Raw genomic sequence first — 25,672 nt, 5'->3', positions numbered from 1 at the left:
CCAAACCGCCGGAGAGGGACGTTGCATCCATGTTCACCCCGGAGAGGGCTTTGATATGAACATCTCCAGATTCTTTGTCGACCGCCCGGTCTTTGCCGGCGTTCTTTCGGTCCTCATCCTGGTTGCCGGCCTGATCGGCCTGCGCGCGCTACCGATTTCCGAATATCCGGAGGTCGTGCCGCCGTCGATCGTCGTGCGCGCCACCTATCCCGGCGCCAACCCAAGCGTCATCGCCGAAACGGTGGCGACGCCGCTTGAAGAGCAGATCAACGGCGTCGAAGGCATGCTCTATATGGCCAGCCAAGCGACATCGGACGGCGTGCTCAACGTCACCGTCACCTTCAAGCTCGGCACCGACCCCGACAAGGCGCAGCAGCTCGTGCAGAACCGCGTTTCCCAGGCCGAACCGCGCCTGCCGGCGGAAGTCCGTTCGCTCGGCATCACGACGGTCAAGAGCTCACCCAACTTCATCATGGTCGTCAACCTCGTCTCCGACGGGAACAGTCACGACATCACCTATCTTCGCAATTACGCGACCCTGAACGTCAAGGATCGGCTCGCCCGCATCGCAGGCGTCGGTCAGGTGCAGGTGTTCGGCGCCGGCGACTATTCCATGCGTGTCTGGATCGACCCGCAAAAGGCCGCTGAGCACAATCTTGCCGCTAGCGACATCAGCAGCGCGATCAGTTCCCAGAACATCCAGGCCGCCGCCGGTATCATCGGCGCATCGCCGAGCCAGCCCGGTGTGGACCTGCAGCTCAACGTCAATGCCCAGGGCCGCCTGCGCACGCCCGAGGAGTTCGGCAACATCATCGTCAAGACGGGCGCCAATGGCGAGATCACCCGCCTTCGCGATGTCGCCCGCATCGAGCTCGGTGCTGCCGATTATACGCTGCGTTCGCTGCTCGACGGCAAGCCGGCCGTCGCCGTCGCCGTTCTTCAGGCGCCGGGTTCGAACGCGATCGAGATCGCGGACAATGTGAACGCGACCATGGATCAGTTGCAGCTCGCCATGCCTGAGGGCGTCAAATACGAGATCGTCTACGATACGACGAAATTCGTGCGGGCCTCGATCGAGAAGGTCATCGACACGCTGCTCGAGGCCATTGCGCTCGTCGTCCTCGTCGTCATCCTGTTCCTGCAGACGTGGCGCGCCTCGATCATCCCGCTGATCGCTGTTCCGGTATCGATCATCGGCACCTTCGCGGTCATGTATGTCTTCGGCTTCTCGATCAACGCGCTCAGTCTGTTCGGACTGGTGCTTGCGATCGGTATCGTCGTCGACGACGCGATCGTGGTGGTCGAAAACGTCGAGCGTAATATCGAACATGGCCTGTCGCCGCGGGCTGCCACCTACCAGGCGATGAAGGAAGTCTCCGGTCCGATCGTCGCGATCGCGCTGGTCCTCGTCGCGGTCTTCGTGCCGCTCGCTTTCATCTCCGGCCTGTCGGGTCAGTTCTATCGCCAGTTCGCGCTGACGATCGCAATTTCGACCGTCATCTCGGCCTTCAACTCACTCACGCTGTCTCCGGCGCTGGCAGCCCTTCTGCTGAAGGGCCATGATCAGCCGAAGGATTGGCTGACGCGGTTCATGGACGCCATCTTCGGCTGGTTCTTCCGCGGCTTCAACCGTGTCTTCGGCGCGGGCTCGAATGCCTACGGCAAGGGCGTGGGTGGGCTGTTGTCGCGCAAAAGTATCGTCATGGTGATCTATCTGGCGCTGGTCGGCGCGACCTACAGCCTGTTCACGACGGTCCCCGGCGGCTTCGTGCCGTCGCAGGACAAGCAGTATCTGATCGGCTTCGCCCAGTTGCCGGATGCCGCAAGTCTCGACCGCACGGAAGACGTCATCAAGCGCATGACCGACATCGCGCTGGCGCAGCCGGGCGTTGCCAATGCTATCGCCTTCCCGGGCCTATCGATCAACGGCTTCACCAACTCCTCCAATGCCGGCATCGTCTTCGTGACGCTGAAGGACTTCGAGGAGCGCAAGACGCCTGACCTTTCGGGCGGGGCGATCGCCATGGCGCTGAACCAGAAGTTTGGCGTCATCCAGGATGCCTTCATCGCCATGTTCCCGCCGCCGCCGGTCAATGGTCTCGGCACGACGGGCGGCTTCAAGCTGCAGATCGAGGATCGTGCCGGCCTCGGCAACCAGGCGCTCGACGAGGCGACCAAGGCCGTTCTTGCCAAGGCCTACCAGACGCCGGAGCTTGCCGGGCTGTTCTCCAGCTTCCAGATCAACGTGCCGCAGCTCTATGCCGATCTCGACCGCGCCAAGGCCGAGCAGCTCGGGGTTTCCGTCACCGACGTCTTCCAGACGCTGCAGATCTATCTCGGTTCGCTCTATGTGAACGACTTCAACGCCTTCGGCCGCACCTACAGCGTCCGTGTGCAGGCCGATGCGAAATTCCGCGCCCAGCCGGAAGATATCGGCCAGTTGAAGGTCCGTTCGGCATCGGGTGAGATGATCCCGCTGTCGGCGCTCTTGAAGGTGGAGCCGAGCACCGGTCCGGAGCGTGCGAACCGCTACAACGGCTTCCTCGCTGCCGATATCAACGGCGGTCCTGCACCGGGCTTCTCGTCCGGCCAGGCGCAGGCGGCAATCGAGAAGATCCTTCACGAGACCCTGCCGGCGGGCATCGACTTCGAATGGACGGATCTGACCTATCAGCAGATCCTTGCCGGCAATTCGAGCATCGTCGTCTTCCCGCTGGCCTTGCTGCTCGTCTTCCTGGTGCTGGCCGCCCAGTATGAAAGCCTGACGCTGCCGCTTGCGATCATCATGATCGTGCCGATGGGCGTGCTGGCCGCACTGACCGGCGTCTGGCTCACCGGTGGAGACAACAATATCTTCACTCAGATCGGTCTGGTGGTGCTGGTCGGCCTATCCGCGAAGAACGCGATCCTGATCGTGGAATTCGCCCGCGAACTGGAGTTCGAGGGCAGGACGCCGCGGGAGGCCGCGATCGAAGCCAGCCGCCTTCGTCTTCGCCCGATCCTGATGACCTCGCTCGCCTTCATCATGGGTGTCGTGCCGCTCGTCGTCTCCACCGGCGCCGGCGCTGAGATGCGCGCGGCCATGGGTGTCGCGGTCTTCTCGGGCATGATCGGGGTGACTTTCTTCGGCATCTTCATGACGCCCGTCTTCTACGTGCTCTTGCGACGGCTGGCGGGCAACCGTCCGCTCGTCCAGCACAAGCCGGACGAACACAAGGAAGAAGAGGCGGAGGTCATCCGGCTCGCGGCGGAATAAACGGAATTCAACCTTCCTTTGTCGAGTAAATCGGGCGGGAACTTCGGTTCTCGCCCGTATCGTTTTCAGAGCATGATGCCGAAAACTGTGCGCCGTTTTCGGACGACATCATGCTCTGTCTGAGGACACGCCACAAAAGTGCTTTGCGCCAGTCAAAACGGTTTGCAACCGGGGGCGAGGGGACTATCAAAGACGGACAACAGTTGGGAGGACTGAATGACAGGGAGTAGAGGTCATGACGGCAGGCGGATTGCCTTTCTCGGCACCGGCCTGATGGGAGCGCCGATGGCCCGCCGGCTGCTGGGTGCGGGCTTTGCCGTTACCGTCTGGAATCGCGATCAGAGCAAGGCCGAAGCACTGGCGGGAGACGGCGCGGTCCTTGCGGAAACGCCCATCGATGCCGTTTCAGGCGCCGACGTCGTCATCACCATGCTGACCAATGCCGAGGCGGTGAAGGACGTGCTGTTCGACCGTGGCGCAGCCGGTGCAATGGCGCCTGGCGCTACCGTCATCGACATGAGTTCGATCGCCCCGCATTTTGCCCGCGACCATTCTGTGAGACTTGCCGAACGCGGCATCGCTCATGTCGATGCGCCGGTATCCGGCGGTGTCGTCGGGGCGGAAGCCGGTACGCTGGCGATCATGGCGGGCGGCGACAAGGAGGTGATCGACGGGCTTGCTGATGTCTTTGCGCCGATGGGGCGCGTGACCCGCGTCGGTCCGAGCGGGGCGGGCCAGCTTGCCAAGCTCGCCAACCAGCAGATCGTCGCGGTGACGATCGGCGCCGTTGCCGAAGCGATGATGCTGATCGAAGCGGGCGGCGGCTCGCCGGCAGCCTTCCGCGACGCCATTCGCGGCGGCTTTGCCGAGAGCCGCATCCTGGAACTTCACGGCAAGCGCATGGTCGAGCGGCAGTTCACCCCGGGCGGTTCGTCCAGCAACCAGCTGAAGGATCTGAACGCCGCCATGGAGACGGCCGACAGCCTGTCGCTGAGGCTGCCGCTGACTGCGGCGGTGCATGCCGAATTCAGCGAATTCGTCGCCAATGGCAATGGCGAAAAGGACCACAGCGGCCTGCTCCTCCATCTCGAAGAGAAGAATGCCCGGCCGGGAGGAAAGCAGTGACGGACAGCCATTCGCCGAAGCGGCGCCTACGTTCGCAGGACTGGTTCGACAATCCCGATCATATCGACATGGCAGCGCTCTATCTCGAGCGGTTCATGAATTACGGCATCACGCCGGAGGAACTGCGTTCCGGCAAGCCGATCATCGGGATTGCCCAGAGCGGCAGCGACCTGACACCTTGCAACAGGGTGCATATCGAGCTGGCCAAACGCGTGCGCGACGGCATTCGCGATGCCGGCGGCATTCCGATCGAGTTTCCGACACATCCGATCTTCGAGAATTGCAAGCGCCCGACGGCGGCACTCGACCGCAATCTCGCCTATCTCGGCCTCGTCGAAATCCTCTACGGCTATCCGCTCGACGGCGTGGTGCTGACCACCGGCTGCGATAAGACCACGCCTTCGGCGATCATGGCTGCTTCGACGGTCGATATCCCGGCGATCGTGCTCTCCGGCGGCCCGATGCTCGACGGCTGGCATGAGGGGGAGCTGGCCGGCTCCGGCACGGTGATCTGGCGGATGCGGCGGAAATATGCGGCAGGCGAGATCGATCGGGAAGAGTTCCTGCAGGCTGCGCTCGATTCGGCGCCTTCCGTCGGCCACTGCAATACGATGGGCACTGCTTCGACGATGAATGCGCTGGCCGAGGCGCTCGGCCTTTCGTTGACCGGCTGTGGCGCCATTCCGGCCGCTTACCGCGAACGCGGCCAGATGGCCTACCGCACCGGGCGACGCGCCGTCGAGATCGTCTTCGAGGATCTGAAGCCGTCGGATATCCTGACCCGCGCGGCGTTCCTCAACGCCATCCGCACCAATTCGGCGATCGGTGGCTCGACCAACGCCCAGCCGCATCTGGCGGCGATGGCAAAACACGCCGGCGTCGAGCTCTATCCCGACGACTGGCAGGTGCACGGCTTCGATATTCCGCTGCTGGCCAATGTTCAGCCGGCGGGCGCCTATCTCGGCGAGCGGTTCCATCGCGCCGGCGGCACGCCGGCGATCATGTGGGAATTGCTGCAAGTGGGAAAGCTCGACGGCGGCTGTCGCACGATCACGGGCAGGACGATGGCCGAGAACCTCGAAGGGCGCGAGGCCACTGATCGAGAGGTCATCCGGCCATTCCAGACGCCGCTGAAGGAACGGGCCGGCTTCCTTGTTCTCAAGGGCAATCTCTTCGATTTCGCGATCATGAAGATGAGCGTCGTCTCGGAAGATTTCCGCCGACGTTACCTGCAGGAGCCGGGGCGCGAAGGCATCTTCGAGGGCCGGGCGGTGGTCTTTGACGGGTCGGAGGATTATCACCGGCGCATCAACGATCCTGAACTCGGCATCGACGAAAATACCATCCTCGTCATCCGCGGCGCCGGGCCGCTCGGCTGGCCGGGTTCGGCCGAGGTCGTCAACATGCAGCCGCCGGATCATCTCTTGAAACGCGGCATAAGCAGCCTGCCGACGATCGGCGACGGACGTCAATCGGGCACGGCGGACAGCCCCTCGATCCTCAACGCTTCGCCGGAAAGTGCGGCCGGCGGCGGTCTTGCCTGGCTTCGCACCGGAGATATCATCCGCATCGACTTCAACGACGGGCGCTGCGACATGCTGGTCGACGAGACGGAGATCGAACGGCGCAAGGGCGAGGGTATTCCGCCGGTGCCGGCGGATGCGACGCCGTGGCAGCAGATCTACCGCCGCTCGGTCACGCAATTGTCCGACGGCGCGGTGCTGGAGGGGGCGACGGAATTCCGCCGGATCGCCAAAAACCCGCCACGGCATAACCACTGATCTTGAGGTGCCGGAGACTGCAAGTCCCTTGATCCAAAAGAGGAAGCCGTAACGAACGGTTCACCTAGTCACTAGTTCGGTCATCGGAACAAGGCTTCATTAATGCCGGCTTGAGACCATATTGCCGTTATGCAAAGCTTCTAAGGCTGAGACCGCGTTGCCAGAGAACAAAGCCACACGATCCGAACGGGAGTTTCAGGATCTTCTGCGTCGGCTCGAACTCGCTCTCGATGCATCCCAGATCGGTGTCTGGGAGCACAGCATCGAGCAGGACGGGATCTTGTGGGATGCTCAGATGCATCGTCTTTACCAGACTGGGGAGACTTGCCGTCTGGTGCCGGCATTGCTTTGGTCGAACGCGATCCATCCCGACGATCGCGAGCAGGCCGAACGTGACTTCGATGAGGCGATTGCCACACGGGGCGCCTATAATTCGCAATTTCGGATCGTGCTGCCGAGCGGCGAAATCCGCCATCTGCGCTCACGCGCGCATTTCTACGTGGATGCGGAGGGGCTGCCCTCCTTCATCGGCGCCGAATGGGATGTGACCGCCGACGTTCTGCTCAACGCGGAGCTGGCGCGGCAGAAGGTGGTGGCCGAGGCGAGGGCGCTGGCGCTCGAGGAAAGCAATGCACGCATCGAGCATGTCGCTGATCACGATTATCTCACCGGCTTGCCGAACCGACGTCTTCTCGACAAGCGGCTCACCGAGCTGCCTTCTGACAGGAGCATCACGACGCTTGGCGTGCTGCATCTCGATCTCGACCTGTTCAAGCAGATCAACGACAGCCACGGTCATGCGGCAGGCGACGCCGTGCTCAGGGCCGCAGCGCTTCGCATCACCGCCGCCATTCCTGCCGATGGCATGGTCGCCCGCGTCGGCGGCGACGAGTTCGTCATCGTGCTGGTCAATTTCAGCGATCTCACCGAGCTGAAGCTGATTACCGAGGATCTCCAGCGCCGGCTGCGCAAGAAGATCCGCTTCGGTCAGGAGATGCTGCAATCCGGCGCCTCGATCGGCGTTTCCTGGAGCGGCGATCGGCGGGCGCGCAACCTGCTGGCCGAATCCGATCTGGCGCTCTACCAGGCCAAGAAGCTCGGGCGCAACCGCGTCGAATTCTTCACTCGGCAGCTGCAGGAGGATCTGCGCGCCAAGCGTCGCCTCGCCGAAGAGCTGAAGCTCGGGCTGGAGCGCGGCGAGATCGTTCCCTATTATCAGGTGCAGCTCGACGCCCGGACGCGGGAAGTCATCGGCTTCGAGGCGCTGGCGCGCTGGAAACATCCCGAGAAGGGTGTGCTCGCCCCGGGGATATTCCTGAAGATCGCCGACGAGCACGGGCTTGCGGCGGAGATCGACGCGGCGATCCTCAAAGGCGTTCTGGAAGACCGGCTGTTCTGGTCGTCGCGCGGTCTTGCGGTCCCGCGCATCGCCGTCAATATCTCGGCGTCCCGCCTTGCCGATCCGACGTTGCTCGGCAAGCTGAGGAAACTCGACATCCCGCCCGGCGTGATCGTCTTCGAACTGGTCGAGACGATTTTCCTCGACGACAGCGACGACAAACTGCTCGATCATATCGGCGATATCAAACAGATGGGCATCGACATCGAGATCGATGATTTCGGATCCGGCCACGCCTCGCTCATCGGTCTGGTCAAGCTGCGGCCGAAGCGGCTGAAGATCGACCGGCAGCTCATCGCCGAGGTCGTCAGCTCCGCCGAGCAGCGGCGCGTGGTGGGCTCGATCGTAGAAATCGCCAAGGCGCTCGACGTTGAGGTGATCGCCGAGGGCATCGAGACCGAGGCGCATGCCGCCGTGCTGGCCGAGCTTGGCTGCGATGGCCTGCAGGGTTACGCGTTCGGTTATCCCGCACCGGCGGCGGAGACCGCTGTTCTTTTCTCACCGATGGCGAGCGGGCTCGAAAAGCAGAAGACCGCGATGGGCGGAACGGCCCGATGATCCGTCAGCGGGCGACCGCCGCTGCCCCCGGTTTCAACAGCGTTTTTGCCGGCTTGCGGAAGTGATTTCGGCCGAAATGCTTTATCCGCTTTTCGGATCGGGCAGGCGTATCTATTCGGCGCGGCGTTTTATTGCAGCGGCAGGAAGACAATTGGCGCGCAACTAATCTTCTTGAGCTTGCAACGGCATTGTTTCATGGTAATCCGGAAACAAAGCTTTCTGCATTGCATCGAAAAATGATTATACGCGTCGTCAAGTCCATGAGCGCGGTTCTCCATCATTCGCAGGTGCAATCGGGGAGCTGGGGCCTGACAATTGCTTTGCCGTTGCCGGGATGGACTTGCGGGACATTCAATCTGGGAAGATCGCATGAATTCGGAATTTGCCGTTCGTTCGATGCGGCCCGGCGAACTGGAGCTCGTGCTCGAATGGGCGCGTCAGGAGGGCTGGAACCCGGGCCTCGACGATTCGCTTGCATTCCTCGAGGCCGATTCGTCCGGATTCTTCGTCGGCGCCATCGGTGAAGTCCCGGTCGGTTCGATCTCGGTGGTCAAATATGGCGATTGCTTCGCCTTCCTCGGTCTCTACATCGTCCATCCCGATTTCCGCGGCAAGGGTTACGGCAAGGCGATCTGGGAGGTGGGTATCGCCAGCGTGCAAGACCGCACGATCGGCCTCGACAGCGTCGCCGCTCAACAGGACAACTACCGCAAGGCCGGCTTCGAACCCGCCTATTCCACCATTCGCTACGGCGGCGTTGCCGCCTCCTTGCCTGTCTCGACGCTTGCTGCGCAGCCGGTGTTGGATTCGCGCCTCGAAGGCCTGCAGCGTTATGATTCGGCAATTTTTCCGCAGCCGCGCGATGCCTTCCTCGCCGCCTGGTGCACCGGCCGCAAGGGGCGTCGTACGGCCGTGGTGCGCAAAAGCCACAAAATTCGCGGTTACGGTACGATCCGCCGCTGCTATGAGGGCTACAAGATCGGCCCGCTTTTTGCCAACGATGCCGACAGCGCCGCAGCGCTGCTTGCCGAATTGATCCCCGAGGCGAAGGGGGCTGCTGTTTTCATCGATATCCCCGCCGAGAATCATGAGGCGGTCGCGCTTGCCGAAGGCCTCGGCCTTCAACCGGTGTTCGAGACGACGCGCATGTATCGCGGGCCGGCGCCGGCCATCCCGCTGAAGCACGTCTTCGGCGTGACGACGCTGGAGCTCGGTTAGTCCAAGCGCGTCGCGATCTTCAGATTCGCTCGTCGTTGCCGCAAAACGGCTGCACATTTTTGCGCGACTGCTCTAATCCACCGGTGAGGCCGGCACGGTCGAGGCGGAAGCTTTCGGCCGGCCCTTTTCGGCGATCGCGATGCCGCCGAGCGTCAGCGCCAGCGCGATTGCATGAAAGGACTGAAGTGTCTCGCCGATCAGGGCGACGGAAAGCAGCGTGCCGAACACCGGCACCAGGTTGATGAAGAGGCCGGCCCGGTTGGCGCCGATTGCCTCGACGCCCTTGATGTAGAAGATCTGCGCCAGCAGCGACGGGAAGATCGCCGTGTAAAGGGTGATGCCCCAGCCGGCCCGGTCCGGCCATTGCGCCGCACCTCGGCCAAGCTCCCAGAGGAGCAGCGGCACCGACGTCAGCATGGCGGCGAAGGCCGGGAAGGCCATCAGCGTGCGCCAGTCGACCGGCGGTTTCCAGCGCAGCAAGATCGTGTAGAGCGAATAGGCAGCGATGGCGATCAGCATCAGCCCGTCGCCGCGATTGAGCTGCAGCTGCCACAGCGTGGCGAGGTCACCATGGGCTGCCGTCAGCGTCACGCCGACCAGCGTCATGCCGAAACCGAGGCATTGCGCCAGCGAGACGCCGGTGCGGAAAAATACGAAATTCAGCAGGAAGATCAGCATCGGAATGCCGGCCTGCTCGATGGCGACATTGATGGCCGTCGTATATTGCACGGCCGAGTAGAGCATGGCGTTGAAGAGGGTATAACCGATGGCACCGTAGCAAAGGAGCAGCGGCAGGTTCTTCCTCGCCACCGGCCAGTCCTTCTTCAGCTGGGGAACGGAAATCACGGCGATCAGCGCGACGGCGAGGAACCAACGCAGGAAGGTCAGCGTCATCGGGCTGATATGCCCGATCGCCAGCTTTCCCGCGACGGAATTGCCGCCCCAGCAGAGGGTGGCGATGACGAGGCAGATATAGGCCGTGGCTTGCAAGAGCGTTCTTCCCGTCTTTCTGCGATCGCCGTCCGGAGTTTTGTGACGGGCAATAACCTGCCGGCTGCTGATTTGTCACGTAAAAAGCCCAATCTACTGTGACAACAGGGTCGCTTTCCCAAAAACAAAGCTTTATAGATGCGCGGGTTTGAGCAGGTGCGCGGTTCTGCGCCGGTAACAGGAAGAGTTGGATGACGAACGTAGTCGTGGTCGGTTCGCAATGGGGTGACGAAGGCAAGGGCAAGATTGTCGACTGGCTTTCGGAGCGTGCGGATATCGTTGTGCGCTATCAGGGCGGACACAATGCCGGCCATACGCTCGTCATCGACGGCACGAGCTACAAGCTCTCGCTGCTGCCGTCCGGCGTCGTGCGCCCGGGCAAGATGGCCGTCATCGGCAACGGCGTCGTCGTCGATCCGCATGCGCTGATCGCCGAAATCGGCCGGCTGGAGGCGCAGGGCGTGACGGTTACGCCTGACAATCTGCGCATCGCGGACAATGCGACGCTCATTCTTTCCCTGCATCGCGAGCTCGACGCGATGCGCGAGGATGCTGCGTCGAACAGCGGCACCAAGATAGGCACGACACGCCGCGGTATCGGCCCGGCCTATGAAGACAAGGTCGGCCGCCGTGCCATCCGCGTCATGGATCTTGCCGATCTCGACAGCCTTTCCGGCAAGGTCGACCGTATTCTGACGCACCACAATGCGCTTCGCCGCGGCCTCGGCGTTGCCGAAGTCAGCCATGAGGCGATCATGGAAGAGCTGACCTCGATCGCCGATCGGGTGCTGCCGTTCCGTGATACCGTCTGGCTCTTCCTCGACAAGGAGCGCCGCAAGGGCTCCCGCATCCTCTTCGAAGGTGCGCAGGGCAGCCTGCTCGATATCGATCACGGCACCTATCCTTTCGTGACCTCGTCGAACACCGTGGCCGGTCAGGCCGCGGCCGGTTCCGGCATGGGCCCCGGCTCGCTCGGTTACATCCTCGGCATCACCAAAGCCTATACGACGCGCGTCGGCGAAGGCCCGTTCCCGACCGAGCTGAAGGACGCGATCGGCGAGTTCCTGGGCGAAAAAGGTCATGAGTTCGGCGTGGTGACCGGGCGTAAGCGGCGCTGCGGCTGGTTCGATGCCGCACTGGTGCGCCAATCGATCGCCACCAACGGCATCACCGGCATTGCGCTCACCAAGCTCGACGTGCTCGACGGCCTGGAAGAATTGAAGATCTGCGTCGGTTACATGCTCGACGGCGAACAGATTGATCATCTTCCCGCAAGCCAGGGAGCGCAAGCTAGGGTCGAACCGATCTACATCACGCTGGAAGGGTGGAAGGAATCGACCGTCGGCGCCCGCAGTTGGGCGGATCTTCCGGCGCAGGCGATCAAATATGTTCGCCAGGTCGAAGAGCTGATCGGGGCGCCTGTCGCGCTGCTTTCCACCAGCCCGGAGCGGGATGACACGATACTTGTGACCGATCCGTTTGAGGATTAAGCTCACGGGTCACTGTGGAGGATGGTTCGGTAGGGTACCGGACTTCTTGAGAAAGTACTGATGGCGGATTTTATTGCAGTTATTCGGCGGGCCGTCGACGGCCTGGCTGAAAATACCCCCGAAATGCGGGTGAAGGTCTACGAACGTGCTCGCGGCGCAGTGCAGCGGCAGCTCGAGAACATGAAGCCGCGTCCGCCGGAAGCCATGCTGCAACGCCAGCTCGAAAAGCTCGAGGCCGCCATCCGCGAAGTGGAAGGCGAACACTCCGAGGCGCTGCTGATCGACGAGCCGGTTGCCGCCGCGGCGCTGGAATCCGCAGAAGAACAAGCGGTTCACGACGAAAGCGAACCGGCGCCTGCGCCGGAGACTGCTGTCGAGGAGCCGGCTGACGAAGCCTATGCCGAGCCGCAGGCGGCCGAGGCCGCCGACGAGCCCGATCACCTGGAAGCCGCCCCGGCTGAGGAAGCTGAGGAAGAGATCGCCGCCGAAGAACCCCTTTCCGCGGAAGCATCCGTTCTCGCGGAAACGCCTGTTCCCGCGGAAACTCCCGTTTCCGCCGAGACATACTGGCATCCCTCGCAGGAGGAGGAAGCGCCGGCCGAGGAATGGCATGCCAGCGAGGCGCGCGACGTCGCTGCCGAGGATGTGCCGGCCGAACATGACGGCTGGAAGCAGCCCGTCGGGGATCACGACGAACAAGCCGCCGAATATCATGCTGAAGAGCAGCATCCCGTGGAAGCCGAAGAGGTTGCGGCGAAAGATGAGGTTGCGGCTGCACCGGCGCCGGTGGAAGATGAGGAGCCGGAGGCCGAGGAGGCTTACGAGCCCGCCGAGCCGCTTCAGCCGGTTACGCGCGGCATAGATCATGCATCGAACCGGCTGGTGGAGCCGGTCGCCAATTTCGATCGTCCGCAGGAATTCGTCGAGCACAGCCGCGAGGAGCCGCTGCAGGCTGACGCTGCGGCGCATTTCGATCCCGTCTGGGCCGAGCCTGCCGCCGAAACGCCGGCTCCGGCGCCAAAGGAAGCGGAGACCGAATGGGCGGAAGAGGAACTCCGGCAGTATTCGCAGACGGCGCCGATCACCCCGGATACCTCGGCGCGCGCCTTTGAGGAGGTGATCTCGAGCCTCGAAAAGGCGGCACCTGCGGCCGTCATGCCGGCGGCCAAGGAAAGTTTCTCCTGGGAGACTGCAGCCTTCGACGATCTGCCGCCGATCGAGGCCGGCAGCACCAAGAAGACGCCGGTCGCCTCGCATTTCGACGATGTCGATATCTTTGCGGAAGTGCACAACGGCAAGCCGGCGGCTGCAAGCGGCGCGCCGAGCGAGGACTGGCGCGAGGCGAAGGCGCTGCGCGGCTACGACCGCCGCGGTTCGGTCGCCGCTGACGACGATGATGCCAATCCGGGAATGGATATCGATCAGATCGTCGCTTCCAAGCTGCAAGGCAAGAGTTTCCGGATGGAGCCGAAGCGCCGTCGCTTCGGCATCGGCACGGTAATCACCCTCATCTTCGCGCTCATCCTGATCGGTGGCGGCGCCTATGCCGGCTGGATGAACAGAGAGGCGCTGGTGGCGATGGTCGACGGGCTCGTGAGCTCGGCACCGTCGCAGGCGACCAGGAACGAGGCGGCGACACCGCCGGCCGGCTCCGCGACGCCTGCCGAGCCTGGTGCGGTGACTCCAGCCCAGCCGACCACACCAGGAGCTCAGAATACGCCCGCGGCGCCGGCGCAGCCGAACCCGCAGGTGGCGTCAGTGAACAATGACGGCGCCGTGGCCAATTCGAAATTCACCCAGCGGCTGCTGACGGATGGGACCGAGGTCGACAGCGGACCGGCGACAGTGCCGGGAACGCTGACTGCGGAAGGAAAATCGGTCGCCGAACAGAATGTCGCGGCCGCGGATACGCCGCCGCCTGCCAGCGCGCAGGGCGATGCGGCACCGGCCGAAACGCTGACGCCGAACGGCCCGGCGGCATCGCCGCAGCAGACCGCTCCCGTCGGTTCGGCGCAAAAGATGTTCCTCTATGAGGAGCGCATCGGCCAAAGCTCGCCGACGGCGATCGAGGGATCCGTCGTCTGGAGCGTGCAGCACGAGGCCGGCCAGGGCGGAAGGCAGGAGGCTACGGTGCAGGGCAACGTCACCGTGCCGGAGCGCAATCTCTCGGCTCTTGTCACCTTCAAGCGCAACTCCGATCCGTCGCTGCCGGCAAGCCATCTCGTCGAGATCGTGTTCTCGGTGCCGCCGAATTTCGAAGGCGGCAGCATCGACAGCGTCCAGCGCATCTCGATGAAGCGCACCGAGCAGGACCGCGGCGACGCGCTGATCGCGGTTCCGGCCAAGATCACCGACGATTTCCACATGATCGCGCTCAACGACTATCCCGATGCACGCAAGGCCAATCTGGACCTGATGTCGACCCGCAGCTGGATCGATATCCCGGTCACCTACCGCAACGGCCGCCGCGCGCTGCTGACCATGGAAAAGGGCGACACGGGAACCGAAGCCTTCAATACCGCGATCAAGGAATGGACGGCACTCGGGGATGTTTCGACGAGCCAGTGAGGCGTATGCCTCATTGCCCTTCGTATGAGCGGCGGCGTCTTGCTCCATCTTCTCCCCAGCGGGGAGAAGATGGCCCGCAGGGTCGGATGAGGGGGACACACGACACGCCCTTCATTGCCCTTCGCTTGCGCTCAGCGCCTCGCTCCTGTCGTCGCTCGCCCCCTCATCTGCCTGCCGGCATCTTCTCCCCGCTGGGGAGAAGGGATATCCGGCAGCGCCTCGGTCCCTAAAGAGCGGCTGCAGCAGGTCAGGCCGAAGGCACGTCCTCCAACTGACAAAACAAAAACGCCACCTCCCGCGTCGGGGAGGTGGCGTTTCCAATTGTAAGTTCAGGCGATCAGGCGGTGGCTTCGACGACGCGGACGGCCTTGGCGCGTTCCTGGGCTTCCTTGCGGACAGCGTCCTGCACCTTTTCGAAGGCGCGGACCTCGATCTGGCGGACGCGTTCGCGGCTGATGTCGAATTCTGTCGAAAGGTCTTCCAGGGTCACCGGATCCTCGGCGAGGCGGCGAGCCTCGAAGATGCGGCGTTCGCGCTCGTTCAGCACGCTCATCGCTTTCGCCAGCATGCGCCGGCGGGTGTCGAGTTCGTCCTGTTCGATCAGCACGTCTTCTTGGCTGTCATGGTCGTCCACCAGCCAATCCTGCCACTGGCCGCTGTCGCCTTCGGCCGCCTTGATCGGCGCGTTCAGCGAGGCGTCGCCGGACAGACGGCGGTTCATCGAAATGACCTCCTCCTCCGAGACTTTCAGCTTGGTGGCGATTTCGGAGACGTGCTCCGGCTTCAGGTCGCCGTCATCGATCGCCTGGATGCGGCCTTTCAGCCGGCGCAGGTTGAAGAACAGACGCTTCTGGTTGGCCGTCGTGCCCATCTTCACCAGCGACCACGACCGCAGGATATATTCCTGGATCGAGGCCTTGATCCACCACATGGCGTAGGTGGCAAGGCGGAAGCCGCGCTCGGCATCGAACTTCTTGACGGCTTGCATCAGGCCGACATTGCCCTCGGAGACGACTTCGCCGATCGGCAGGCCGTAGCCGCGATAACCCATCGCGATTTTTGCGACGAGACGAAGATGGCTGGTGACCAGCTTGTGGGCGGCGTCGCGATCTCCGTGCTCAGCATAACGCTTGGCGAGCATGTATTCCTGCTGCGGCTCGAGCATCGGGAACTTGCGGATTTCGTCGAGGTAACGATTGAGACCGGCTTCGCCGGCGGTAATGGACGGCAAGGTATTTCGGGCCATAGTGCACCCTCCTAAAGTGGATTCCGATTCCCGTTGGAAACGCGTCCTCGCGTTAAAAAAGGCAAACCGGGACATGCGGCTCTACTGCGAGCCCGCACTAAGTCAATATACAGATAAGTGTGGCAAAACGGCGGTTCAAGGTGCCGCTCACGCGAGTGTGAGAGGGGCGGAGACGCCTCTCAAGTGCATCGCATCACCTTTGATTCAGGCGACTCGCTTTAGCTCTTTGTTTTTCTGCATGTCGTTATCCCGGTGACAGGCATCAACCGCGCAATGCTTCGATCAGTTCCACCATATCATCCGGCAGAGGCACTTCGAAATGCATGATTTCGCCGGTGCGGGGATGCTCGAACTGCAGCATGAAGGCATGCAGCGCCTGGCGGCCGAAACCGTTGACGATCTTGCGGATGTCTTCGGGCAGGAGATTGACCTTGGTCTTGAAGCCGGCGCCGTAAACCGTATCGCCGAGCAGCGGATGGCCGATATGGGCCATATGGACACGGATCTGGTGGGTGCGGCCGGTTTCCAGGTGGCACTCGACCAGCGAGGCAAGCGCCGTCGCATCCGGCTTTTCCTGGAAGCGCTCGATCACCTCGAAATGCGTGATCGCCTCGTCGGCGTCATGACTGTCGGGGCGCTTGACGGCGCGGCGCGTGCGATCGCCGGTGGCGCGGCCGAGCGGCGCGTCGACCGTGCCCGTCAGCGCGCGAGGCCGGCCCCAGACGACGGCCTGATAGGCCCGCTCCAGCGGCATGGTGCGGCCATGGTCGGCAAATTGGAGCGAGAGGTGGCGATGGGCAATGTCGTTCTTGGCGACGACCATGACCCCTGTCGTGTCCTTGTCGAGACGGTGGACGATGCCGGGACGGCGCACGCCGCCGATGCCGGAGAGCGTATCGCCGCAATGGTGAATCAGCGCGTTAACAAGCGTCCCTGTCCAGTTGCCGGCGCCGGGATGGACGACGAGACCGGAAGGCTTGGAGATGACGATGACGTCGTCATCCTCATGGAGGATATCGAGCGGGATGTCCTCGCCCTGCGGCGTCGGATCTTCCGGCTCGGGCAGCGTGAGTTCGAAACTATCGCCGGTGCGCACCTTGCGCTGCGGGTCGGTGATGGGTTCGCCGCGCAGAAAAACCTGGCCGTCCTTGATCAGCGCCTTGATGCGGCTGCGCGAAAATTCCTCGCCGACCTGGGCCGTCAGCCAGGCGTCGAGCCGGCCTTCGGCGCTTTCATCGGCGGTCAGGACTTTTCTATTGCCGGCTGCTTGTTTAAAGGGGTCGCTCAAGACGCTTCTTCTCCGACGTATTTTTTAGAACGGGACGCACAGATGACAGCAATCGAGCCAGACGACCAGGAAGAGAAGCCCCTTGATCCGGCGATGGAAAGTGTCCGGCGCAAGATGGTCCGCCTGCAGATCGTTTCCGGCGCCATCATGTTCGTGAGCCTTATGGCGGTCTTCGGCGCGGTTGTCTACAAGGTGATGCACAGCGAACCGAAGGAGACGGCGTCCGCTGTTGCCGCCTCCGGCGTGCCCTCGGATGCGCCGCTTGCGGCGACCGTTTCCCTGCCGCTCGGCTTCAAGGTGCAGTCCACATCGCTTTCGGCTGGACAGCTCCTGTTCTACGGCGAAACGGCCGAGGGCAAGAACAAGGCACTGGTTTACGATCTCAGGACCGGTCGCACCGTCGCGGACGTCACTGTTACGGGCAATTGAGGCCGGCATGGCCGCCGTCCCGATCGACATCGACAGTGCCGACGATCCGCGCGTCGCGGAATTCCGCGATATAAGAGAGCGCGACCTGACGGGCCGGGAGAACCGCTTCATCGCCGAAGGCACCGTCGTGCTGCGCATGCTGGCCGAGGCACATGCGGCAGGCCGCGGCTTTTCCGCCGAGAAGATCCTGCTGCTGCGCAACCGCGTCGACGGCGTTTTGCCGATCCTGAAGCGGCTGCCGGCCGATGTACCGGTCTATGTCGCCGAGGCCGATGTTCTCACCGGCGTCGTCGGTTTCCATCTGCATCGCGGTGTCCTCGCGCTCGGCCGGCGGGAGGATCGCGGGGAGGCGGCCCTTCTCGACGCACTGCCGGAGCAGGCGCTGGTGCTCGTCGGCTGCGGCATTTCCAATCACGACAATGCCGGTTCGATGTTCCGCAATGCGGCGGCCTTCCGGGCGGATGCGGTGCTGCTCGACGAAACCTCTTGTGATCCGCTCTACCGCAAGGCGCTGCGTGTCTCGGTCGGTTCGGTGCTGAGCGTTCCGCACCGGCGCGGCGGCAAGGCGCTGGATGTGCTGCTGGCGCTTGCCGAACGGGGTTTTGCCATCTGGACGCTTTCGCCGCATGGCAAGACCGATATCCGCGCCATTCCGGCCTCGACACGCATGGCGCTCGTCGTCGGCACCGAGGGCGAGGGGTTGCCGGAGGCGCTGCTTGCGCGCTTTCAGAGCGCGCGCATTCCGCAGTCGGAGGAACTCGACAGCCTCAATGCCGCGACGGCGACGGGGATCGCGCTGTTTTCCATGGCTTCCGCGATGGGGCGGATCTAGAGCAATTCCAGGAAAAGTGCGCAGCGGTTTTCCGTCCGGAATTGCGTAAAAACAAAAACTTAGAGCGGTTCTCCAATTCCATGAAAAGCTGAACCGCTCTAACCGCGACAATCGGGACTGATTTTCCCGGGTTATGCGCCAAATCAGAATGAGCGCGCGCTGCGCATCTTTCAGATGTGCGGGGGATTGGCGATGATCGCGGCTGCCCTGTCGGCAAGGCTGACGCGATCGTTCGGGTTCTTTTCCGCACCTTCCGGGAGAAGCGTTCGGATCGGCGAGGAGGGACCCTCGTTGAGTGCGGTCAGCGCCACCATGTTGGCGGCGATCGAGGCGATCTCCTCGCGGATCGCGCCGTCGCGGCCGCTGACGGCCTTCGCCTTTTGCAGGCGTTCGGCAAGGGCGGCGCTGCGCTTGCGGACATCCTCGCCGATCTCCGCCGTGACGGCGGCGGTGTCGAGCGTCGATGGTGTCGTGTCTTCGGCCGTCAATTCCGCCGGCAGCTCCGCGACCATCCCGGCAAGGCCGGCGTCGCGCAACACCCGATTGACCTTGCGGATCTCGGCATTGGCGGCCTTCAACTGTTCCTTCAACCTGGCGACCTCCTGCAGGCGGCGGGCGACCAGGGCCTCCTTTTCGGCGGCGGAAGCGCTCTCGCGCGCTGCCTTATCCTCGAGGCGGATCACCATATGCTGCTGCTGCGTCAGTTTCTGTTCGGCATCCCTTGCGCGCTTCTGCAAAAGGGTGACGTCCTGGCGTAACGTATCGCGTTCATCACGCAGCGCGTTGGCGCGGAATTTCAGGCTTTCCGCCTCGGTTTCGCGTGCGGCCAGGTCGATCCTCAGCCCATCGGTCTGTTCGCCGAGTTTGCTCAGCCGCGTCCTCATCGTCGCCAGTTCACTCTCCTTGTTGGCAGCGGACTGTTCGGCAATATGCAGATTGGTCTTCAACTGGCTGATATAATTCTCGTCCTTGCGCAGGTGCGAGCGCTGCTCGGCGGCCTCGACATGCATCTCGCCGATCTGGGCCTGCAAGTCGCTGATTTCGGCGGCAAGCCTGCCGGCATCGACGGCGAGCGCGTCGTGGCGGAGCTGGAGCGACAGGGATTTTTCGCGTTCACGCAGAAGGTCCTGGGTGGTCCGGGCATTTTCAGCGGCATAGAGCGCGCGCACCATATCCTTCTGGGCGCGAACCTCCTGCGGGCTCAGCGGCATCGTCGCCTTCAAGCGGTTCTCGGTATACCAGACGATGCGGCGGTGCACGGCCGGCGAGACCAGAAAGACGAGGAAGGCCGCGGTCAGGAAGCCCAATCCGAACAAGAGAGCATATTCGATCACGGCGCGGCCATCGGTAAGAAGGTTGATACGGGTTGGCCGCGATGATTAAGCACGCAGGACACGCATGGCAAGGCCACCGATGCGGGCGGTGGCGGATTCCAGCGGTTTGCGGCCTCAGAAGGGGTTCCAGGTCGGCGCCTGGGTAATCTTGAGATAGCCGACATTGACACCCAGGCGAGCGCCGACGCCGGTGCGGATCGGCACCACCAGTACGTCATTGTTCTTGAGCAGTGTCATGCCGAAGCCGGCGATCACATAGGCCGAGCCGCTGACGCCGCCGAAGCGGGCATAGATGCCGTTGACGGAGGGCAGGTCGTAGACCAGCATCATCACCCGCGAGCCCTGGCCGCCGTAGTCGAGGCCAAGCGAGGGGCCTTGCCAGTAAAGATTATGTTCGCCGGCGTTTTTGGTGTTCAACTGGCCTTCGCCATAGGTAAGACCGGCGATGAAGGCGCCGCCGCCTTCCTGTCCGAGGATATAGCCATTCGGGAGGCCGTATTTCTGGAAGGCACTCTCGACGACTTTGGCAAGTCCGCCGCTGGCGGAGCCGAAGAAGGAATGGCCGGCATCGACGATTTCCTGCATCGTGTACTGGCCGTTGTCCTGGGCGGAGGCGGGTCCGGCAACCATCAGCGAGGAAAAAACGAGGGCCGAAAGCAACCTGCAGAAGCCGATCAATCGGTGCGGAAATCGAGGGCGCATGGTGTCATCCGTTCGTCGTTTGGCTGGAGCGGGCAACCGCTCGCGGCGATTGGTGCATTTTGCGCCGATGATCTTAACAATCGGTTTACCAAATATGGTGTCATTATGGCACCGAATACGACCGCAAACTTCGCGCAATTTTGATGAAGCATATTCCCGGGCGCGATGAAATTGCCGCCCCTCAGGAGACGATGATGTCCAAGAACCCCAATCTCACCTTGTCCGGCCCGGATCTGGCCGCGCTTCTTTGCAGCCGCGTTTGCCACGATGTCATCTCACCGGTCGGTGCGATCAATAATGGGCTGGAACTCCTCGATGAGGGCGGTGCCGATGCCGATGCGATGGATCTGATTCGCACCAGCGCGCTCAACGCTTCCGTCCGCCTGAAATTCGCACGCCTCGCCTTCGGCGCTTCGGGTTCCGTCGGCGCCTCGATCGACACCGGCGAGGCCGAGCGTGCCGCCAAGGATTTCGCCGTCGCCGAGAAGAAGACCGAGGTGATCTGGAACGGCCCGCGCGCCATCGTCGCCAAGAACCGCGTCAAGCTGCTGCTCAACCTCTTCCTCGTCGCCTATTCCGCGATTCCGCGCGGCGGCGTGCTCGAGGTGACGCTGGAAAATCCCGAGTTCGATGCCAGGTTCAAGCTTACGGCCAAAGGCAAACTGATGCGCTTGCCGCCGAAATTCGTCGAGATATCGACCGGCGCGATCGAGGAGGCGATCGACGCCCATTCGATCCAGCCCTATTATACCGTTCTTTTGGCGCAGGAGTGCGGAATGACGCTCGATCACAGCGCCAGCGCCGAAGAACTGGTGTTCACCGCGGTGGCTGTGGCCACCTGATTCCTGCGCGTAAAACGAGTATCGGTGTTCGCGCGGTAACGATTCCTTAGCCTGATCGACCTATGCTTGGCTGTTGTTTAGAGGCCCTTGCAAGGACAGATGCAGGGGTAAAGGAGTCGCCATGCAGAGATTCATGATCACCGATAATTCGGACATCGTCCGCAAGGTCGGCAAGCGCATTCTCTCCGAACTCGACTTTCTCGTCAGCGAGGCTTCCAACGCCGGCGAGGCGCTGCAGCGCTGCCAGGCGGAGCTGCCGGAATATCTGATCGTCGATTCCGGCATGGAAGGCGCGCTCGACCTGATCGCCGCCATCCGCGCCATGGACGGTGGCAAAGAGGTCAAGATCTACTACTGCGTCGTTGAGGCGGATCTGAAGAAGCTGATGGCGGGCAAACGCGCCGGTGCCACCGACTTCCTGCTGAAGCCCTTCGATCGCAAGATCCTGACCGCCGTCTTCGGAAACCGCGCGATCGCTGCCTGACGGCATATCTTTTCCATGCGCCATGATGTCGAAAGTGCAAGCGCTTTCGGCCGCCGACATTTCGGTTCCTTGATCGAGATCTTGAGGATTTTGAACCGGTCTAATGCATGTCGCCCGGAAGTGTGCAGCGGTTCTGGGATAACGACATGCATAAAAACAAAGCGCGAAAGCGCGTCGCCTCAATCAAATTTGATGCGACGTGCTTTGGCCTGAGATCCTCCGTATCTGGCGGCGTCTCATTGCCAGGCAGAAACCAAAAAAATCCCGCCGGAAGGGCGGGATCTTCGTCATCCGATAAGGGGGATCGGAAAAATCAGGCGGTTTCGGCGTATTCGGCACCATCCGGCTCGCGCAGAACGTAGCCACGGCCCCAGACGGTCTCGATGTAGTTGGCACCGCCGGCGGCGTTGGCGAGCTTCTTGCGGAGCTTGCAGATGAAGACGTCGATGATCTTCAGTTCCGGCTCGTCCATGCCGCCGTAAAGGTGGTTGAGGAACATTTCCTTGGTGAGGGTGGTGCCCTTGCGGAGCGAAAGCAGCTCCAGCATCTGGTATTCCTTGCCCGTCAGGTGGACACGCTGGCCGCCGACTTCGACAGTCTTGGCGTCGAGGTTGACGATCAGCTCGCCGGTCATGATGACCGACTGGGCGTGGCCCTTGGAGCGGCGGACGATGGCGTGGATACGGGCGACGAGCTCATCCTTGTGGAAGGGCTTGGTCATATAGTCGTCGGCGCCGAAGCCGAGGCCGCGAACCTTGTCTTCGATGCCGGCCATGCCCGAGAGAATGAGGATCGGTGTCTTGACCTTGGACAGCCGGAGCGTGCGCAGCACTTCATATCCGGACATGTCGGGCAGGTTCAGATCGAGAAGGATGATATCATAATCATACAGCTTGCCCAGATCGACGCCTTCTTCACCGAGATCGGTGGTATAAACATTAAAACTTTCTGATTTCAGCATCAACTCGATGCTCTGCGCTGTAGCGCTATCATCCTCGATGAGAAGTACCCGCATAATTATCCCCTTTACCGCCGCCGAAAGGTGGTCTGGCCCCCACTCACGATACCGAACACGCTACGTGATTTGGAAGCTGCCACGAAATGGTTAACAAATTCTAATTCACTCTGGCAAGGAGTATCGAATTTATTAAATAATTTTTCCATTTCTCTGTTTTCCAATAGGAATCTCAAAAAGGCTCTCCTCAACTTTTACATTAGGAAAAGACGCTAAGTGATTCATCCGACTCGCCAATGAAAAGGTTCGAATTTCATGCCGCGGCATTTACCGACCCTTAAATCATCGGGCCTATCATTAACGATGCCCGTAAACGAAAGGTTACCAGCGGTAGGTATTTGTTAATATCGCCGGAAATTTTTTAGCAAACCGTGTCAAAGCGGCGCGCAGGGCGGTTTCAAGTTGAGCCGGGGTCTCGCATCACGGGAGTAATGCGTATGAAGTCGCGAGAGAGTCTCGTTCGCCTGAAGGAATTTCAGGTGAACGAAAAACGACGTCAATTGCAGCAGTTGCAGATGATGATGTCCGAATTTGAACGGATGACGAAGGATCTGGAGAGCCAGATCGTCGTCGAGGAAAAGAAGTCCGGTATATCAGACCCGAATCACTTTGCTTATCCGACCTTCGCCAAGGCCGCGCGTCAGCGGGCCGACAACCTGCAGGTTTCGATCAAGGAACTGAAGATGCAGGAAGAGACGCTGGAATTGGCGCTCGAGGAAATGCAGGCGGAATATGCAAGGGCGACGGCGCTGGAAGAGCGTGACACCAGCGCCCGGGCTAGGGCGTAAGAGAAACGGCGGGCGCCGGCTTCGGCGCCCCGGGGATCGCCTCAGAGAAGCCATGTATGACGGGCGCGCTGTCCTTCATACATGGCTTTTGGTGTTTGCATGTGGTTATCCCGGAACTGCACGGTTGCGGGCGGCATGCCGCGACAATCAGTTTACGACATCCTGCCATTCCGGATGACGCTGTGCCTGCGCCTTGAAGAAGGGGCAGAGCGGGATGATCTTCCAGCCGCCGCCGCGCGCCGCCTCCACGGCGTGGAACGCCAATGCCTGGCCGACGCCCTTGCCGCGCAGCGCATCGGGAACGGCGGTGTGATCGATGATGACCAGCTTTGGCGATGTGCGTGAATAGGTCATCTCTGCCTCGTGTCCCTCGACCTCGGCCGTATAACGGCCGCCGGAGGCGCCTTCCTCGTTTCGAATCTCCATTGTCTTTCCTCGTGGTCGGATATTGTCGCCGCAGACCGTGACATGACGGGGCGGTCATGCCAAGCCACAGGGGTGGTGCGCGAAGGAGACGCAGTGTTCATGCAAAATGTCGGATCGATGCAAGGTGCAGGGCGATGAGCAGGGTTTTGTTGATCCGTCCGATTCTGCTCGTGGCAGCGCCGTTCTTTCTGGCGCTCGGCCTCGTCTTGCCGCTGGTTCGTTTCGAGACGCTGTATTTTTTCGATAAGACGCCATCGCTTATCGAAATCATCGTTCGCTTTGGCAGGGCGGGGATGGACTGCTGGCGGCGATCGTCGCGCTGGTTTCGGTCGTGCTCCCGTTTCTGAAGATGATCGGCATCACCGTGGAGGCGATGGGGATTACCGCGGAAGCGACGGGTGCCGGCGGCGGGGCCGGCAGCCTGTTTTATCGTCGCGTCGTGCCGCATCTGTCCAAGTGGTCAATGATGGACGTGCTGCTGGTCGCGATCGTCATTGCGGCGGCAAAGACGACGGGGCTGGCGGATGCCTTCACGCAGCCCGGCCTCTGGTGCTACGCGGCCTCGTCAATGATTTCGGGCCTTCTTCATTCCCTGATGGGAGATGCGTCCGGCCCGAAATAAATTTCATCGATGCTGGCGTGCAATCAGTGGCGATATTGCTGGATGCGCGTGGTGCGCAGGCCGGCAAGGCCATGGCTGTTGATCGACGACTGCCAGGAGAGGAACTCTTCGACCGTCAGCGTGTAACGCTCGCAGGCCTCTTCCAAGCTCAACAGGCCACCGCGAACCGCCGCGACAACCTCTGCCTTCCGGCGAATCACCCAGCGCCGCGTATTGGGCGGCGGCAGATCCGCGATCGTCAGGGGGCTGCCATCGGGGCCGATGACATATTTCACTCGAGGACGTATCATTTCGGTCATTGGACTCTCTACACAACGCAAGACCACGGACGTCACTCTAGCCTGCCACATTTAAAATTTGCCTAAACCCATCGTAAGACTTTGATAACAAATTTAGACGCCGTCCGGCCCCGGATTGGGGGTAGGCGACTGCCGCCACGTGAATTTGTCGCGGCTGCATGGGAGCGATGCGGAGTGAATAAGACCCGGTTTGCCGGGACAATTTTCTAAGCGCCGCAAAATGAGAATGAGCGCAAAACGTCGTCTCTGTTCTTCCCACTGTATCGATCCAATCCAGTTCGTGCCTTTGACGCTTCGTGTCCTTGGGATGCGGGCAAAAGCCGTCTTTCCCGTTTCGGCGCGAGCTTCTCGTTGCCGCCAGCGCAGCCAAGCCGAAGTCGACGATATGAGGTTAAGGATGAAAAGGTGGGAGCGGGCAGTCGATGACTGCGCTGAGAATGCTGCATTTCTGCCTTCGCAGACCGAGGTCATCGGGATTTCTGTCGATGCCATGGAGCGGTTCGGCGAGATGGCGATGCTTGCGAGCTTCGATATCTATCTGTTCTCGGCTTTCCTGCGGGGCGCGACCGCGCGGCTTTCATCGAAACCTGTCGATCAGTAACTGGCCACAGAATTTCGTCGAGTACGCCGCCGCTGATCTCTTCTGTTGCGGCAGCCTGGTCATCGCGATGAAGCGGACGATCGTGCCGATCTTCTGGAAGGAGGAGCCATTTGCGGGCAGCGTCACCAATCAGGAAAGCCGCCGGGCTGAAGAATGGCTTCGCCTAGCGTTGCACGACGCTGCCCTGAAACGATACATCTTCACCTTCTCGGGCAACTGTCCCATGCAAGGAAAGGCGATGGTGCTGCTCTATGGCTGTGTAGAGCTTTTGGACGAGGTCTCGCGCAGCACCGGCCGGAGGAGCTATCAGATTCACACATCATCGAAAGCTGAGAGGAGGAGGGATACGCCGCGCTTAGCGGCCTGGAACTGTTGCCAG

21 protein-coding genes and 2 pseudogenes are annotated in these 25,672 nt (G+C 61.9%); 15 read left to right on the top strand and 8 right to left on the bottom strand.

Going from position 1 to position 25,672, the window contains the following annotated elements; translation table 11 throughout:
* Window positions 1–55 precede the first annotated feature (55 nt).
* From CO667_RS22065 to CO667_RS22045, 5 genes are all read left to right on the top strand, one after another.
* The gene (locus CO667_RS22065; RefSeq protein WP_097620387.1) at window positions 56–3,256 is read left to right on the top strand and encodes a multidrug efflux RND transporter permease subunit; all 3,201 of its coding nucleotides are present in this window, start codon (window positions 56–58) and stop codon (window positions 3,254–3,256) included.
* A 216-nt stretch (window positions 3,257–3,472) separates the two neighbouring features.
* Window positions 3,473–4,381, top strand: a complete 909-nt coding sequence (locus CO667_RS22060; protein ID WP_097620386.1) for an NAD(P)-dependent oxidoreductase — start codon at window positions 3,473–3,475, stop codon at window positions 4,379–4,381.
* Window positions 4,378–6,162, top strand: coding sequence for an IlvD/Edd family dehydratase (locus CO667_RS22055; protein ID WP_097620385.1), 1,785 nt, complete (start codon window positions 4,378–4,380; stop codon window positions 6,160–6,162). Before CO667_RS22060 ends, CO667_RS22055 begins: the two co-directional genes overlap by 4 nt.
* 157 nt (window positions 6,163–6,319) lie before the next feature.
* Window positions 6,320–8,119 (top strand): GGDEF domain-containing phosphodiesterase, encoded by a 1,800-nt coding sequence (locus tag CO667_RS22050; RefSeq protein ID WP_097620384.1) that lies wholly within the window; start codon window positions 6,320–6,322, stop codon window positions 8,117–8,119.
* 369 nt (window positions 8,120–8,488) lie between these two features.
* The gene (locus tag CO667_RS22045) at window positions 8,489–9,337 is read left to right on the top strand and encodes a GNAT family N-acetyltransferase (protein WP_097620383.1); all 849 of its coding nucleotides are present in this window, start codon (window positions 8,489–8,491) and stop codon (window positions 9,335–9,337) included.
* A gap of 72 nt (window positions 9,338–9,409) precedes the next feature.
* Here the strand turns inward: CO667_RS22045 and CO667_RS22040 are convergent, their stop codons facing one another.
* Window positions 9,410–10,327 carry a DMT family transporter gene (locus tag CO667_RS22040; RefSeq protein ID WP_097620382.1) on the bottom strand — a complete coding sequence of 306 codons (918 nt, stop codon included), beginning with the start codon at window positions 10,325–10,327 and terminating at the stop codon, window positions 9,410–9,412.
* Between the two features lie 191 nt (window positions 10,328–10,518).
* Here CO667_RS22040 and CO667_RS22035 point away from each other — a divergent pair, with 191 nt between their 5' ends.
* Together CO667_RS22035 and CO667_RS22030 are read left to right on the top strand one after the other, a co-directional pair.
* Window positions 10,519–11,817, top strand: a complete 1,299-nt coding sequence (locus CO667_RS22035; RefSeq protein ID WP_097613755.1) for an adenylosuccinate synthase — start codon at window positions 10,519–10,521, stop codon at window positions 11,815–11,817.
* Between the two features lie 60 nt (window positions 11,818–11,877).
* Complete coding sequence (locus tag CO667_RS22030; RefSeq protein WP_097620381.1) at window positions 11,878–14,385, top strand: hypothetical protein; 2,508 nt, start codon at window positions 11,878–11,880, stop codon at window positions 14,383–14,385.
* Between the two features lie 337 nt (window positions 14,386–14,722).
* Here the strand turns inward: CO667_RS22030 and rpoH are convergent, their stop codons facing one another.
* Both rpoH and CO667_RS22020 read right to left on the bottom strand, forming a co-directional pair.
* Window positions 14,723–15,631, bottom strand: a complete 909-nt coding sequence (gene rpoH, locus CO667_RS22025) for an RNA polymerase sigma factor RpoH (protein ID WP_003566040.1) — start codon at window positions 15,629–15,631, stop codon at window positions 14,723–14,725.
* A 262-nt stretch (window positions 15,632–15,893) separates the two neighbouring features.
* Window positions 15,894–16,919, bottom strand: coding sequence for an RluA family pseudouridine synthase (locus tag CO667_RS22020; protein ID WP_097620380.1), 1,026 nt, complete (start codon window positions 16,917–16,919; stop codon window positions 15,894–15,896).
* Window positions 16,920–16,961: 42 nt separating this feature from the next.
* On the opposite strand from CO667_RS22020, the gene CO667_RS22015 reads away from it, so the two are divergent.
* Complete coding sequence (locus CO667_RS22015; protein ID WP_097620379.1) at window positions 16,962–17,348, top strand: hypothetical protein; 387 nt, start codon at window positions 16,962–16,964, stop codon at window positions 17,346–17,348.
* A 7-nt stretch (window positions 17,349–17,355) separates the two neighbouring features.
* A complete protein-coding gene (locus tag CO667_RS22010; protein WP_097620378.1) occupies window positions 17,356–18,180 on the top strand; it encodes an RNA methyltransferase in 825 nt (274 codons plus the stop codon).
* A 170-nt stretch (window positions 18,181–18,350) separates the two neighbouring features.
* Here the strand turns inward: CO667_RS22010 and CO667_RS22005 are convergent, their stop codons facing one another.
* Together CO667_RS22005 and CO667_RS22000 are read right to left on the bottom strand one after the other, a co-directional pair.
* A complete protein-coding gene (locus CO667_RS22005; protein ID WP_097620377.1) occupies window positions 18,351–19,514 on the bottom strand; it encodes a hypothetical protein in 1,164 nt (387 codons plus the stop codon).
* A gap of 114 nt (window positions 19,515–19,628) precedes the next feature.
* Window positions 19,629–20,216, bottom strand: a complete 588-nt coding sequence (locus tag CO667_RS22000) for an EipA family protein (RefSeq protein WP_097620376.1) — start codon at window positions 20,214–20,216, stop codon at window positions 19,629–19,631.
* Window positions 20,217–20,410: 194 nt separating this feature from the next.
* On the opposite strand from CO667_RS22000, the gene CO667_RS21995 reads away from it, so the two are divergent.
* Complete coding sequence (locus CO667_RS21995) at window positions 20,411–21,058, top strand: histidine phosphotransferase family protein (protein WP_097620508.1); 648 nt, start codon at window positions 20,411–20,413, stop codon at window positions 21,056–21,058.
* A 121-nt stretch (window positions 21,059–21,179) separates the two neighbouring features.
* The gene (locus CO667_RS21990; protein ID WP_010069020.1) at window positions 21,180–21,542 is read left to right on the top strand and encodes a response regulator; all 363 of its coding nucleotides are present in this window, start codon (window positions 21,180–21,182) and stop codon (window positions 21,540–21,542) included.
* 313 nt (window positions 21,543–21,855) lie between these two features.
* Here the strand turns inward: CO667_RS21990 and ctrA are convergent, their stop codons facing one another.
* Window positions 21,856–22,557 (bottom strand): cell cycle two-component system response regulator CtrA, encoded by a 702-nt coding sequence (gene ctrA / locus CO667_RS21985; RefSeq protein WP_003542362.1) that lies wholly within the window; start codon window positions 22,555–22,557, stop codon window positions 21,856–21,858.
* Between the two features lie 437 nt (window positions 22,558–22,994).
* Here ctrA and CO667_RS21980 point away from each other — a divergent pair, with 437 nt between their 5' ends.
* Window positions 22,995–23,345: a flagellar export protein FliJ gene (locus tag CO667_RS21980; RefSeq protein WP_097620375.1), complete on the top strand. Its 351-nt coding sequence runs from the start codon at window positions 22,995–22,997 to the stop codon at window positions 23,343–23,345.
* Window positions 23,346–23,492: 147 nt separating this feature from the next.
* Here CO667_RS21980 and CO667_RS21975 read toward each other — a convergent pair whose 3' ends face one another.
* The gene (locus tag CO667_RS21975) at window positions 23,493–23,771 is read right to left on the bottom strand and encodes a GNAT family N-acetyltransferase (RefSeq protein ID WP_097620374.1); all 279 of its coding nucleotides are present in this window, start codon (window positions 23,769–23,771) and stop codon (window positions 23,493–23,495) included.
* A 134-nt stretch (window positions 23,772–23,905) separates the two neighbouring features.
* Here CO667_RS21975 and CO667_RS21970 point away from each other — a divergent pair.
* A pseudogene (locus CO667_RS21970) lies at window positions 23,906–24,393 on the top strand (paraquat-inducible protein A).
* 23 nt (window positions 24,394–24,416) lie between these two features.
* Here CO667_RS21970 and CO667_RS21965 read toward each other — a convergent pair.
* Entirely contained in the window at window positions 24,417–24,692 is a 276-nt protein-coding gene (locus tag CO667_RS21965; RefSeq protein WP_007533628.1) for a DUF1153 domain-containing protein, read from the bottom strand.
* A gap of 226 nt (window positions 24,693–24,918) precedes the next feature.
* Here CO667_RS21965 and CO667_RS34935 point away from each other — a divergent pair, with 226 nt between their 5' ends.
* On the top strand, window positions 24,919–25,293 hold the full coding sequence (locus tag CO667_RS34935; protein ID WP_143540734.1) for a hypothetical protein: 375 nt from the start codon (window positions 24,919–24,921) through the stop codon (window positions 25,291–25,293).
* A gap of 67 nt (window positions 25,294–25,360) precedes the next feature.
* Window positions 25,361–25,672: pseudogene (locus CO667_RS21955) on the top strand (hypothetical protein); the annotation flags it as partial.

The organism is Rhizobium sp. L43 (genome assembly GCF_002531725.1).
In the GTDB taxonomy this organism is placed as follows: Bacteria; Pseudomonadota; Alphaproteobacteria; order Rhizobiales; family Rhizobiaceae; genus Rhizobium.
Note: the sequence above shows the minus strand (reverse complement) of the source record. Positions and strands in the feature narration are given on the sequence as shown.